Origin of the sequence: Streptomyces sp. NPDC101194, assembly GCF_044767885.1 — a bacterium.
Taxonomy (GTDB): domain Bacteria; phylum Actinomycetota; class Actinomycetes; order Streptomycetales; family Streptomycetaceae; genus Streptomyces.
Window position 1 is genome coordinate 17,107 of record NZ_JBIWOS010000018.1, and the last position, 12,080, is coordinate 29,186.

10 protein-coding genes and 4 pseudogenes are annotated in these 12,080 nt (G+C 66.7%); 11 read left to right on the plus strand and 3 right to left on the minus strand.

Features of this window, described 5'->3' with window-relative positions:
- The first annotated feature begins 356 nt into the window (after window positions 1–356).
- From ACIRP2_RS37655 to ACIRP2_RS37675, 5 genes and pseudogenes are all read left to right on the plus strand, one after another.
- Complete coding sequence (locus tag ACIRP2_RS37655) at window positions 357–1,106, plus strand: peptidoglycan-binding protein (RefSeq protein ID WP_404258282.1); 750 nt, start codon at window positions 357–359, stop codon at window positions 1,104–1,106.
- Window positions 1,103–1,942 carry a DUF2690 domain-containing protein gene (locus ACIRP2_RS37660; protein ID WP_404258283.1) on the plus strand — a complete coding sequence of 280 codons (840 nt, stop codon included), beginning with the start codon at window positions 1,103–1,105 and terminating at the stop codon, window positions 1,940–1,942. The genes ACIRP2_RS37655 and ACIRP2_RS37660 overlap by 4 nt, the downstream gene beginning before the upstream one ends.
- Window positions 1,943–1,970: 28 nt before the next feature.
- Window positions 1,971–2,595 (plus strand): annotated as a pseudogene (locus ACIRP2_RS37665) (transposase); the annotation flags it as partial.
- A gap of 302 nt (window positions 2,596–2,897) precedes the next feature.
- On the plus strand, window positions 2,898–4,067 hold the full coding sequence (locus ACIRP2_RS37670) for a hypothetical protein (protein WP_404258284.1): 1,170 nt from the start codon (window positions 2,898–2,900) through the stop codon (window positions 4,065–4,067).
- Between the two features lie 180 nt (window positions 4,068–4,247).
- Window positions 4,248–4,553 (plus strand): hypothetical protein, encoded by a 306-nt coding sequence (locus tag ACIRP2_RS37675; protein WP_404258285.1) that lies wholly within the window; start codon window positions 4,248–4,250, stop codon window positions 4,551–4,553.
- On the opposite strand, the gene ACIRP2_RS37680 is transcribed toward ACIRP2_RS37675, so the two are convergent.
- The 3 genes and pseudogenes from ACIRP2_RS37680 to ACIRP2_RS37690 form a co-directional block, all read right to left on the minus strand.
- Window positions 4,548–5,390 (minus strand): IS5 family transposase, encoded by an 843-nt coding sequence (locus ACIRP2_RS37680; protein ID WP_404258286.1) that lies wholly within the window; start codon window positions 5,388–5,390, stop codon window positions 4,548–4,550. The genes ACIRP2_RS37675 and ACIRP2_RS37680 overlap by 6 nt on opposite strands.
- A gap of 248 nt (window positions 5,391–5,638) precedes the next feature.
- Window positions 5,639–5,737, minus strand: a pseudogene (locus ACIRP2_RS37685) (IS5/IS1182 family transposase); the annotation flags it as partial.
- 803 nt (window positions 5,738–6,540) lie between these two features.
- Window positions 6,541–6,942: a peptidase inhibitor family I36 protein gene (locus ACIRP2_RS37690; protein ID WP_404258287.1), complete on the minus strand. Its 402-nt coding sequence runs from the start codon at window positions 6,940–6,942 to the stop codon at window positions 6,541–6,543.
- A 247-nt stretch (window positions 6,943–7,189) separates the two neighbouring features.
- Between ACIRP2_RS37690 and ACIRP2_RS37695 the strand changes: the two are divergent.
- The 6 genes and pseudogenes from ACIRP2_RS37695 to ACIRP2_RS37720 all read left to right on the plus strand — a co-directional run.
- A pseudogene (locus tag ACIRP2_RS37695) lies at window positions 7,190–7,441 on the plus strand (DDE-type integrase/transposase/recombinase); the annotation flags it as partial.
- A gap of 52 nt (window positions 7,442–7,493) precedes the next feature.
- Window positions 7,494–7,721 (plus strand): DUF4232 domain-containing protein, encoded by a 228-nt coding sequence (locus ACIRP2_RS37700; protein ID WP_404258351.1) that lies wholly within the window; start codon window positions 7,494–7,496, stop codon window positions 7,719–7,721.
- A 15-nt stretch (window positions 7,722–7,736) separates the two neighbouring features.
- Window positions 7,737–8,795, plus strand: a pseudogene (locus tag ACIRP2_RS37705) (transposase); the annotation flags it as partial.
- Between the two features lie 89 nt (window positions 8,796–8,884).
- A complete protein-coding gene (locus ACIRP2_RS37710; RefSeq protein ID WP_404258288.1) occupies window positions 8,885–9,463 on the plus strand; it encodes a TetR/AcrR family transcriptional regulator in 579 nt (192 codons plus the stop codon).
- A gap of 111 nt (window positions 9,464–9,574) precedes the next feature.
- Window positions 9,575–10,855, plus strand: a complete 1,281-nt coding sequence (locus ACIRP2_RS37715; protein WP_404258289.1) for a hypothetical protein — start codon at window positions 9,575–9,577, stop codon at window positions 10,853–10,855.
- Between the two features lie 38 nt (window positions 10,856–10,893).
- The gene (locus ACIRP2_RS37720) at window positions 10,894–11,775 is read left to right on the plus strand and encodes an alpha/beta fold hydrolase (RefSeq protein WP_404258290.1); all 882 of its coding nucleotides are present in this window, start codon (window positions 10,894–10,896) and stop codon (window positions 11,773–11,775) included.
- The last annotated feature ends 305 nt before the right edge of the window (window positions 11,776–12,080 follow it).

Consider the following 12,080-nt stretch of genomic DNA (forward strand, 5'->3'; position numbering starts at 1 on the left):
GCGACCGGCCGGTGGCCACCTGTTGTATAGGCCGCAAGCCTTGGTGGTGAGGGCGGCGCGGGGGTGGACCGCGCCGCCCGGCTTGCATCACCGACATTGCCGGACAATCCCGCTCTCCAACAGAAATCGCTGCTGATTGAGGTACTCGTGGACCGTCCCATGCGCTGACCTGCTGGGATATCGCCGGGCATGACGAAGCCCTGGGACGCGACCGGGCCCGGTGGGCAGCAAAAAGGCTGGCCGAAACGCGCTCTGTGCAACGAGCGCGCCAAGAACCGCAGTCCGAGAGAGCCGTATAACACATGCCAGGAGGCGAACACCGGGCCTCGAAGAGCTCAACGGGTGTGGGGTGGAACATGCCACGTTGGAAGGAATTGCCGAGTTCGCTGGATGAGCGGGTGCGGAATCTGGTTGTCCAGATGCGCCGGCTGAAGGATCGAAGCGGGCTGAGTCTGGCGTCGCTCCAGACCAAGACGGGCTACAGCAGTTCGTCCTGGGAGCGCTACCTCAACGGGCGGGCGCTGCCGCCGCAGAAGGCCGTGGAGGAACTGGCGCGGGCGGGTGGCGTTGATCCCGCCCGGCTCTTGGTGCTCCACGAAGTGGCCCGGGAAGCGTGGAATCAGGAAGTCGCCACAGCACCAGCTGTGGACACACCGGAACCGAGGAACACGCGGCGAGTGGTGTTGATCGGCGTCTGCACGGCTGTGGTCCTCGGCGTGCTGCTCGCCGGACTGCTGGTCGCGGCGCCCTGGAAGGACGGCGAGCAGGGACAGAACGGCGTGTCCGGAGCGCAGCCGAGCTCAGCCTCGGCGCCTCGTGGAGCCTTTGCATACAAGGCAGGAAAGACCTACCCCTGTACGGTCAACCGGGAGAACGGTCGGCTGTATGCGGGCTACAGCTCCACCCGCACCGCCCTGCTCTCCGGGCCGGGGTGGGATGTCGTGGAGGCGCAGTGCCTGCTGAGGCATCAGGGCTTCGATCCAGGTGGTGTTGACGGCGTCATCGGGCCAAAAACCACGCGGGCCGTCAAACGCCTGCAGCAGAAGGCCGGATTGCCACCCGACGGCCTCGTAGGCGCGCAGACCTGGGAGGCACTGCGGGGATGACGGACACCGCACCGCCAGCTGCCACGCCCGCATGCACGCGGCTGGCCGAGGGATTACAAGATCTCAAGACCCGGACCGGCCTGAGCCTGACCGCACTGGCCGAGCGCACCGCGTACAGCAAGTCTTCCTGGGCGCGCTACCTCAACGGCAAGCAACTCGCCCCGCGCAAAGCCGTAGAGGCACTGTGCGCAATGGCAGGGGAGCCACCAGGGCGCCTGGTGGCGTTGTGGGAACTGGCTGAGCTGGAGTGGAGCGGTCGCCACAGGACATCAGCCGCGGCATCACCACACAATGACCAGCCGGGCAATGGCGGTACGTCTGCGGGCCGCCTCGCAAACCGATGGAGCACCCGGCCGCGAAGGTGGGCGCTTGCAGCAGCGGCATGTGCGGTCGCGCTGGCGACTGCGACATGGGTGACGACCTCACGCGACATAGACGCCATGGACACCGCGAGGCAAACTGCGCCCTCCGCATTGCCTGCACCCGGATGCCGTGCCCAGAAATGTGCGGGCGAGGACCCGGAAATGATGGGCTGCGCGGCTCCCGGGCAAGCCCAGAGACTTGGCTTGCCGTACCAGACCCGTACCGGAGCGCGGCTGTCAGTCACTTTCAGCACGCAGTGCCACACCGCGTGGGCACTGGCGTGGAACACGCATATCGGAGACGTACTCGAAGTGTCGGTTCCCGGCCGCAGACCGGAACGGGTCAAGGTCGCTGACACACTCGAAGCAGGGGAGCCTCTCTTCACGCCCATGGTCGACGGTAGCGACCTCACCGGACTGCAGGCCTGCTTCAAACCGGCAGACGGCAGGCACACGGAATGCGTCCACCGCTGACCGGGGGTCGACCTGGCGTCGGGTGGGGTGGGGCGAGCCTGACGCGGCAACCGTGCAGGTCACCGACCGGTACGGCACCGCACGGGCCATGGCCTGGGACCGGATCCACCCCCGCCTCACCACCCGCTCGGCCTGGATCGACCACGACGGCGAACTGCCCCTCGTCGAAGGCACTCTGGTCCGTCTGGAGGTCGACCACCTGCCCGGTGGCGGGGAACCCCTGCCCGTCTGGCTGTGGTCCTCGGGGACAGGCATGATCGGTGCCGAGGTAGACCTTCGGTGGCAGGCGTTCCTCAGGAGATTCGATCTGGAACATACCTTCCGGATGATCAGGCAGACCCTCGGCTGGACCCGCCCGAAGCTCCGCACCCCGGAGGCGGCGGGCCGCTGGACCTGGCTGATCGTTACCGCGCACACGCGGCTCCGTCTGGCCCGTCCGCTGGCAGAGGACCTCCGCCGTCCCTGGGAGAAGCCCGCTGAGCCCGGCCGGCTCACCCCGCGTCCGGCGGGGGTTTCGGAACCGCCGTGCTCACTTGCCATGCTCGGCCCGTGCACCGCAACCCAACCGGCCCGGCCCCGGCCGCCCGCTCGGCTCGAAGAACCAGCGGCCCGCCACCCGCTACGACGTCGGCACCCGGTCCCAACATCACTGAGGTCCAGCTGCACAAGAATGCTGGGGGTGCGCGTTGCTGCCCCCGCGTAGTGATGGCCGATCGTTGGGGGAGGTCTGGACGGGTGCTGACCATCAGCGTGGCCGTGTTGCTCGCAGTCATCGTCACTATCCGGCTGCGGCGACGCACACATTCCCGCAGCCGCTTCGACGAGAAGCTGACCGTCGTCATCGTCCTGGCGCTGCGTCCTGGTCACTCGCGCCGGTTATCTCGAACGAAGTCCGGTTCGCGGCTGCGGCCGGTCTGCCACTATTGCAACCTTCTGCCAAGGAGGCATTGGAGAGATGTCAAGCACCGACAACCCTCGCTCGGACGGCTTACCGAATCAGCCTGAGCCGACACCTGACGCCCAGCCACCGAACCAGCCCGACCCCACCCCCGACACCCAGCCACTGAACCAGCCCGACCCCACCCCCGACACCCAGCCACTGAACCAGCCCGACCCCACCCCCGACACCCAGCCACTGAACCAACCCGAGCCAGGAAGCTCGCCGGGCGTCGGTCCCGATACGTCCACAGGACCGGAAACCAGGCAGCCCATGGCCCGGCGCATCATCCAAACGCTGCTTCCCGACACTCGGGAAATGTCACGCCACCAGTCCCGTTTTGTGCTGATCGTCACCGTCTGCGCGTCAATCGCTGCCGTTGTCTTGAGCCAGACATGGGAGCTGTTCACTAATCCGCTGGTTAAAGCGATCACTAACGCGCAGGATGACTCACTGGACCGTAAGGAGGACTTCTCATTTCAGATCCGCAAAGACTCGCCCGGCGATTCGGGTTCCAATGTACTGGAGGTCCCCTTTACGGAAGCGGAGACGAATGAACTTTCATCGCTGGATTTGAGTAGCGATGAGGGCTACAGGAGGTATTCCGACCTCCTGAAGAAGCATAAGTCGAAATGGGTCGAAGATTCTGCGGACGGAAAAATCACCCAGCAGGTGGCCAGGTATCAAATGAACCTTTTCAGTGACCGCCAGGCTTCGCTCTCCATTACCAACCTGACGGCAACCGATCTCACATGTAAGCCGACTACGGGAACCGCAGTCATTATCCAGCCGCCCCAGGGAGGGGCCGATTACAAGACTATGCTATTTGACCTTCCGGGCAAGAAACCACCGATGAGCATCGGTGGGAGTAAAAGCGAGTTCAAGAAGCCGTTCTTCCATGGCAATAGAGTAGACCTAGGGGCGAACTCCTCACCGGCGGGGCTGAATATCGAATTCACTTCGAGGGATCAGGACTGCACATTCACCTTGCAGGCTGAATGGATCGATTCCGAGGGCGTACACAAGAAGAATATCGAAAGGATGTCAGTATATGGCGTACCATCCAAACCTCGGCAGATTTTTATAAGGGGTACCGTTTCGACGGTGCGCGCCTGCGATATGAAGGCAAAAGACCCGTGCGAGCGCAAGGAATGCACTCGGGACATGTGTCCATCCACTGAACCCTAAAAGAGCGTTTTGTCCTGGCGGGGGTGTTTGGTAACTGGGGCGATGTCAGCCGCTTGGGGCGGTCCGTGCCGACGTGTGAGGATCCGCCTGTGGAGTGTGACGTGTGTGGACAGTCGATGTGTCGATGGCCGGTGCCGCCGACGGCTTGGGAAAGGGAGATCTGGTCCTGTTCCTGGTGCCATGCCGACCCACGTGGGCGGCGAGTGGTTTGAGATCTCGCGACCGCCTTACCTGCCCATGGAGATGCGCTGGGAGAGGGCCGTCGCGGATGGCCTTCCTGCTGATGCCTCCCACGCCTTCGGCATCTTCGACAGGACGCTGTGCGGGATCGGGGAAACGGGCATGTCGCCGTCCGACCGCTGGTGGCTGCCAGAACGAGAGGACGCCTGTGGTGCCTGCCGGGAAGTGGCGGGTGTCATTGACGACCGCTGGCCGCAGGCGATGAGAGGTGAGGACGCGCGGGTCAGTGTGGCCAGGGGGCTATGAGTCCTTCCAGTTCGGAGTCGACTCCCGGGTGAGCCTGCGGCTCATCAGGTCGATCATTGCGAGGTGGATCATGGCTTCGGAGCGATGCGGGTGGGTCTCGTAATCTCGGGCGAGGCGGCGGTGGTGCATGAGCCAGCCGAAGGTTCGCTCGACGACCCAGCGCCGCGGAATCGCCTTGAAGCCCTTCTGGGCGGGGTCGCGGCGGGTGACTTCGACATCGATGCCCAGGCGGGCGCCGTGGTCGATGACCTTCGTGCGGTAACCGGTGTCGGCCCATGCCTTGGTTATGCGGGGGTGGCCGGCGGCGATGTTCGAGAGTACATGGATGCCGCCAGCGTTGTCGGAGACGCTGGCGGCGGTGACCAGTACTGCCAGGAGAAGCCCGAGCGTGTCGACGCCGATGTGGCGCTTGCGGCCTGCGATCTTCTTGCCCGCGTCGATGCCCTGCCCGGCAGCGGGCGCGTTGGCTGAGGTCTTGATGCTCTGGGCGTCGAGGATGCAGGCGCTCGGCTCGGCATCCCGGCCTTCAGCCTTCCGGACCAGGCGTCGCAGGAAACCGTTGAGCTGGTCGAAGACGCTGTCTTTCTGCCAGGCGGCGAAGTATCCGTAGACGGTTTCCCATGGCGCGAAGTCGTGTGGGAGGTAGCGCCAGGGAATCCCGGTGCGGTCGACGTAGAGGATCGCGTCCATGATCCGGCGCAGGTCGTGCTCAGGTGGCCGGCCTATGTCCAGGCCCTTCCCTCTTCGCTCGGCCCTCCAGGCTGTCAGAGTTGGTTCCAGCAGTTCCCACCGGGCATCGGAAAGGTCACTCGGATACGGTCGCTGTCGGCGAGGCATGTTTCTGTAGTACCGATGCCAGCGGTCCTGCCACAGGGCGCAAACAGGCGTGACCGGGGGCGTGTTGGGATCAGACAGGAGCGAAGGGGTCGAAACGGGCCCTCTGCCGTCGTCACCGGCCGCAGACACCACAGCAATGACCAGCAACCTCTACGGTTTCAGGTAAGTCGACCACGCAGAACACAACCAAACACCCCTACCAGGACAAAACGCTCTTTAACCGGGCGTTTCATCCCCGGTTTTGAGGGTCAAGTTTCGTGCCAGGTGGGGGTGGCTTCGCCGGTGAGTCGGCGGGTCATGAGGTTGATCATCGCGAGATGGATCATGGCTTCGGAGCGGGCGGGGTGCGGGCCGGTGGTTCAGCCCGCCGTTACGGCGCGGCGCGACACCCACGCCGCTTCGACGGCTGATGCGAGGTGAGGGGTTGCGGCGGTCGAGGGTACGTGCGTGCGCTCGCCCGGGTGGGTTCGGTATCCCCGCTTCGCCGCCGGGCCCTCAGGTTCCGGCCGCCGGTGACATGGGCTGTCTGGTCCGGTGCCAGGCGGCTACGGCTACCGCGATAGTGCCGTATGGCACGACGGCAGGCATTCGAGCAGGTCAGTGGGCGACCCATCATTCGATGGGAGCGGTGAGGGCTGCGAAAGGCTATTCGGGGAAGTTCAGTAGCTACGTGAAGGGTCGAGCCTCGCAGTCACCCTTCGGTAGGGCCTCGCACAGCACGAGAACTGCCGCGACGAATACCAGATGACGGGCCGCTCGATCATCCACCACATCCTGGAAGGGCTGGAAGAACCAGACCGACGACCACGACACGACAGACGACCTCCTCCAGCGCAGGACTCCCCACCTCTCGTACGTGTGGGACAGTGCTCCTCGTACCCAGCCCGGCGTGGAGCGGTACCGCCGAGCATCCTGACCTGCAGCATCGTTGTGCGGTGCCCTTCCGCTCCTGCGGGACGGTGCCGATCAGGGTGTGAGCAGTTGAGGGCACAGACGGACGGACGCGAAGGAGAAGCGATGCGTGCGGATGTTCTCGCGAGCCTGCTCCTGAACGAGGAGACCGACAAGTACTCGGTCCACTTCCCGCGAGCAGGCGGTAAAGCTGCCTGTGGCCAGCCACGCTGTTCCGGCCACAGGCAGCGGTAATCAATCAGCGAAAGATGCGAATGGATGAGACCTTGTTGCGGGCGCTACCGAGATCGCTGCTTGCAGATCGTGCGCCAGCAGTGATCGAAGTTCCGGTGCAATTGGCCCCGTAGTAGAGCACTGCGCGGTGGTAGGTGTTGTTGATGTACGACTCCGCCCTGTTGTCGAATCCCCATGACGGGCCCAGGTTCTGACAGCCGTAGTTGCGGAACTTCAGGATCCTTCCCTCGAACCCCTTCGTGTCGAAGAGGCAGAGAGCCGGCGGCGAAGGATGCGGAAACGAGCGCGGGCACTCGCTGGCCACAGCAGATGCGGTGGGGGCCGTCACCATCCCTCCAGCAAGGAGGGCGGCCGCCCCTCCTACGGACAGGGCTGCCTGTGCGAGGCGCTTGCGAATGTTGATCACAGTTCTTCCTACCTACTGGCCGATCTCCGACGCCCGATTGGCAGCCCGACGACTCGGTAATCGAAGCTTGGTCCGGCGCTTGATGACCTGCACCACCCTGGTCGGCCGGTCATCAACCGGTCATCAAGCCCGCAGAGAATCGGAGGGGGTGGGACGGAGAACAGGCAGGGACGGGCGGAGCGTCCGATCAACCCCGACGATGGCCCCTTGGAGGCCTTCGCCGTGCGGCTGCGACAACTGCGGAAGGCGGGCCGTCGACCAGTACGGGAACGTGCTGGACGTCCTGGTCCAGTCCCGTCGGGACGCGAAGGCCGCCAAGCGGTTCCTGGCCAAGCTGATGAAGAAGCAGTGCCGCGTGCCCCGGGTACTGGTCACCGACAAGCTGAAGAGCTGCCCGGTCGCCCACCGCGCGCTGATGAGCTCGGTCGAGCACCGCGCCCACAAGGGGCTGAACAACCGGGCCGAGAACTCCCACCAGCCCGCCCGCCAGCGCGAACGCGCCGGGCTTCGCGGGCGTCGACTTCAAGGACGCCGACCACACCTCGAACCCCATCGAGCGCGGCCACGCCCAGCCGCGCATCACCACCCTGAAGCCCGGCGACGCCGCTGTCTTCAACCTCGCGTACACCATCGACAACACCGGCAACAGCCTCGCGTCCCCGACCAGCATCCTGGTGACGCCCCCGAACGCGACCCACACCGTGAACCTGAAGTGGCCCGCGGGCGCGGGGGCGATCAAGGGTAGACAAGCCGCTGACCTGCGAAAACACCGTTCTTAGTTCAGTTAACATGTCGCCGCGGCGAACGCCGCGCTCATCACCGCCCAGTCCCGCATCGAGCTGGCCCAGATGTGGGGCGGCGGGCTGCTCGCCTCCGTCGACGGCCTGCGCTTCGTCGTCCCCGTCAAAAGCATCAACACCGGTCCCTCGCCCAAGTATTACGGCTACAAACGCGGCGTGACCTGGCTGAACGTGGCAAACGACCAGGTTGCGGGGATCGGTGCGATGGTCGTGCGCGGCACCCCTCGCGACAGCCTCTACACGCTGGACACCCTGCTGAACCTCGACGGCGGGGTGAAGCCGGAGATGGTGGCGACCGACAACGCCTCCTACAGCGACATGGCTTTCGGCCTGTACAAGATGCTCGGCTTCCGCTTCGCCCCGCGCTTCCGGGACCTGGAAGACCAGCGGTTCTGGCGGGCCGACCTGCCCGACGACGGGGAGACGCCGGCCGCCGGGTACGGGCCCCTGGAGGCCCTCGCCCGCAACAAGGTCAACCTCAAGCGGATCGCCACGCACTGGCCGGACATGCTCCGGGTCGCCGGACCTCTGATCACGAACCAGGTCCGGGCCTACGACCTGCTGCGGATGTTCGGCCGCGAGGGCCACCCCACCCCGCTCGGTGCCGCGTTCGCCGAATACGGCGGCATCGACAAGACCATGCACCTGCTCGCCCTGGCCGACCCGGTCGACGACACCTACCGGCGCCTGATGAACCGGCAGCTGACCGTGCAGGAGTCCCGCCACCGCCTCGCCCGCGCGATCTGCCACGGCGGCCGGGGCCAGATCCGGCAGGCGTACCGCGAGGGCCAGGAGGACCAGCTCGCCGCCCTCGGCCTGATCCTCAATGCCGTGGTGCTGTGGAACACGCGCTACCTGGACGCGACTGTCGCCCAGCTCCGCGCCGAGGGCCACGACATCAAGGGCGAGGATGTCGCCCGCCTCTCCCCGCTCAAGGACCGGCAAATCAACTTCCTGGGCCGCTACCTGTTCAACATCAAATCCAGCGGCCCCGGGCATGGCCTGCGCCCGCTGCGCGACCCGGAAACCGCCGAGGACGCCGACGACGAGTAGCCGTGAGGCCGGCCTGCAGGTCAGCGAATGGCCAGGCGGCCACAGGCTCTTTTCTTGAGCGGACGATCCAGATAGGTTACGGTGGGGTCATGGCAAGGACCCGGGAGTTCGATACGGAAGCGGCGGTGAGCCGCGCGATGGAGCTGTTCTGGACGCGCGGCTACGAGGCCACCTCGGTGCGCGACCTGACCGGGCACCTGGGGATCGGGCAGGGGTCCTTGTATGCCGCGTTCGGCGACAAGGACGGCCTGTACCGGGCGGCGCTGGAGCACTACCGCACCACCCTCGCGGCGGCCGCCCTGCGCAGTCTGGAGGAGGGGGCGGGCGCCCGGTCGGCGATCCGCACGATGCTGGTCGAGCGGGTCCGGATCGCCGTGGAGGACAACGGCCGGGGCTGCCTGGTGGTCAATGCCGCCTGCGAGCGCCTGCCGGAGGATGCAGCGACCCGGCGCACCGTGCGCGACATGCAGGACGCCAGCCGGGACGCGCTCGCCGAAGTGCTGCGGGTCGCGGCGGAGCGGGGCGAGATCGCGAAGCGGCACGACCCGTACACCCTCGCCGCTTTCCTCGTCACCTTCCTCAACGGACTGCTGGTCTCCGCGAAGATCACGCCGGACGTCCGCGCCCTCGAACCCCTTGTGGAGGTCGCGCTGGCCGCCCTCGACTGACTTTTTCATGTCCGGAATCTGTATCAAACGATCCAGAAAAATCGCCGGTGCCCGCTCGGACACGGGATCCGGCGACCCCGCCCCGCTTCAATCGAAGACTTCGGAGGACCCATGCCCCGCGCATCCATCCCGGGTACGCCCGCTCTCGGCGGAAGCCGCTGGAACACCTTCCCCGCGGCCGGCACCACCCTGACCGCCCGCGAGTTCTTCACCGCCACCGAGCCGCTGCTCCAGGGCATCATCGACGACAACGCCCTCACCAGCGCCGACAGCGAGGTGCTGGAGGGCCAGATCCGCGCGGCACTCGCCCTCGGCACCCGGGAGACCTCCCTCCCGCTGTCCCTCGGCCCGGACAGTGCCTCGGCAGCGCGCGAACTGGGCGCGCAGGCCGAGACGATCGGCCAGGAGCTTGCCTCCTGGTCGACCGAGGCGCTGGAGAGGCTGCTCACCGATCCGGTACCGCTGCCCGCTGGCCCGCTGGTCGTCCGCAGCCACTGCTACGGCCACCTGCTCACCCCTCCCGCAGCCGATCTGCTCCGCGGACGTCGCGGTGGACCGGTCACGATGCAGCTCTACAACGAGTGGCTCCACCAGATGGTCCTGCTGCGCGACGCCCTGCTGCCCTTCACCAACTGGCAGGGTGTCCCGCTTTTGATCACCCCGACCGGACTGCGGCACACCGAACCGGCCCGCGACGCGTTCCTCACCGAACTCCTGGTGCGGCAGATCCGGCACACCAGCATCGTGGCCTTCGCCCGCAACGTCGTCACCGGCACCTCCGGCCCGGCCGGCTACGGCTTCGAGGCGGGTGGCGGCACCGCCCTGCCCGCCGTCCTCGACCAGCCACCCCTGACCACACCCCGGCACCTGCTGACCTGGCGCCCCGACCCGGCCGTCGGTGAAGCCGCCACGTATGTCCCCGAGGTACAGGACTACTACGCCGCACCCCGCACCCTCGTCGAGGACCTGCCGCCCGCAACCACCGCATCCGGCCCGCTCACCGCCCGTACCGTCACCGCGCCGGTCGCCGACGGGACCCGCACCGCCCGCATCGAGGTCACCCACGACGGCACCACCGCCCACGTCGACCTCGGCCAAGCCCTGCGCGGCCACCGCTTCACCCAGCGTGAGGACCCCGCCGCAGGCGAAGCATCCGGCACCGCCGACGCCTGGTCCGCGCTGCGCGCGCCGGGACTGGTGTGGACGCAGAGCGGCGACGTCACCCTGGACGCCACCGGTCAGGACGACCTCGTCGTACTGGCCCTGCTCGGCCGGCTCTACCCAGAGAACGTCACCCTGCGCCCCGCCGGCCGTTCCGCTGCCCGGACAACCGCGGACGGCATCGGACCGAGCCGCCTGGTGACCCTCGTCGACCCCGCGCAAGCCCACTGACACCCACATCGCGACGCACACCAAGAAGGTTGAAAAACATGATGTTCGACCATGAAGGAACGCCCGTCCGCACGGGCCGAGCCGCCGTGAACGGAACGAGTCTGCACTACCGCACAGCCGGGTCCGGCCCCGCGGTGGTGCTCCTACACGGCGTACCCAAGACCAGCTACCACTGGCGCCACCTCGTTCCCAAGCTGACGCCCCGCTACACCGTCGTCGTGCCGGACCTTCGCGGGCTCGGCGACTCCGCCCGCCCGTCGGACGGCTACGACTCCGCGACCATGAGCGACGACATCGCCGAGCTGATGACCCACCTCGGACACCAGACATACGCCGTGGCGGGCGAGGACTGGGGAGCGGTGATCGGCTACCAACTGGCCGCCCGCCACCGCGACCACGTCACCGCTCTCGTGTTCGCCGAGGCCCTGTTCCCCGGATTCGGCTTCGAGGACCACACCGCACTCACCCCCGAGAACATCTCCAGCGGCATGCACCTGTGGCACCTGGGCTTCTACTTCCAGCCGGACATACCCGAGATGCTGATCGCCGGACGCGAGCGCGAGCTGATCACCTACATGATCAAGTACGAGCGCAGCCGGCCCGACAGCGCCACCCCCGACACGGTCGACGAATACGTGCGCTGCTACTCCATGCCCGGCGGAATCCGCGCGATGCTCTCCATCTACCGGGCCATGCTCGTCGACGCCGAACAGAACCGGCAGACCGCACAGAAGAAACTGGACATCCCGGTCCTGGCCCTCGGCGGATCCGCGTTCATCGGCGACCGCAACGAGTCCCAGATGCGGCTCATGGCCCACGACGTCACCGGACACACCTTCGACGCCGGCCACGACCTCGCAGAGGAAGTACCCGACGAGATGGCCGACGTCCTCCTGCCGTTCCTGGCCACGCACCAGTAACCGCACCCGGCCGCCGAGGTCGGCGATCTGAAGCGGCCCGGCACGGCGAGGGCCTCGTGCCTGAAACGAACGATCTGGTTCCGCACAGCCACGAGGCCCCCTCGGCCCCACCAGCGCCCGGCGGGCGCGCCGGCTTCCTGGGCGGCGTGCCGCTGACGGTCGAACTCGGCTTTGAGGTGTGGGTAGGTGCGGTAGAACGTGGCCCGCGGTACTCCCGCGAGGGTGCACAGAGTCTTGACATCACACTTCAGCCCATCGGGAACGGGGCCAGCAAGGAGTTGTCGCATCGCGTTCCGGATCCTGGC

Excerpts from the sequence above, each read along its gene's own strand:
- ACIRP2_RS37720 (WP_404258290.1), top strand. The coding sequence starts at position 10,894 with ATGATGTTCGACCATGAAGGAACGCCCGTCCGCACGGGCCGAGCCGCC.
- ACIRP2_RS37655 (WP_404258282.1), top strand. The coding sequence starts at position 357 with ATGCCACGTTGGAAGGAATTGCCGAGTTCGCTGGATGAGCGGGTGCGG.
- ACIRP2_RS37715 (WP_404258289.1), top strand. The coding sequence starts at position 9,575 with ATGCCCCGCGCATCCATCCCGGGTACGCCCGCTCTCGGCGGAAGCCGC.
- ACIRP2_RS37660 (WP_404258283.1), top strand. The coding sequence starts at position 1,103 with ATGACGGACACCGCACCGCCAGCTGCCACGCCCGCATGCACGCGGCTG.
- ACIRP2_RS37710 (WP_404258288.1), top strand. The coding sequence starts at position 8,885 with ATGGCAAGGACCCGGGAGTTCGATACGGAAGCGGCGGTGAGCCGCGCG.
- ACIRP2_RS37680 (WP_404258286.1), bottom strand. The coding sequence starts at position 5,390 with ATGCCTCGCCGACAGCGACCGTATCCGAGTGACCTTTCCGATGCCCGG.
- ACIRP2_RS37670 (WP_404258284.1), top strand. The coding sequence starts at position 2,898 with ATGTCAAGCACCGACAACCCTCGCTCGGACGGCTTACCGAATCAGCCT.
- ACIRP2_RS37675 (WP_404258285.1), top strand. The coding sequence starts at position 4,248 with ATGCCGACCCACGTGGGCGGCGAGTGGTTTGAGATCTCGCGACCGCCT.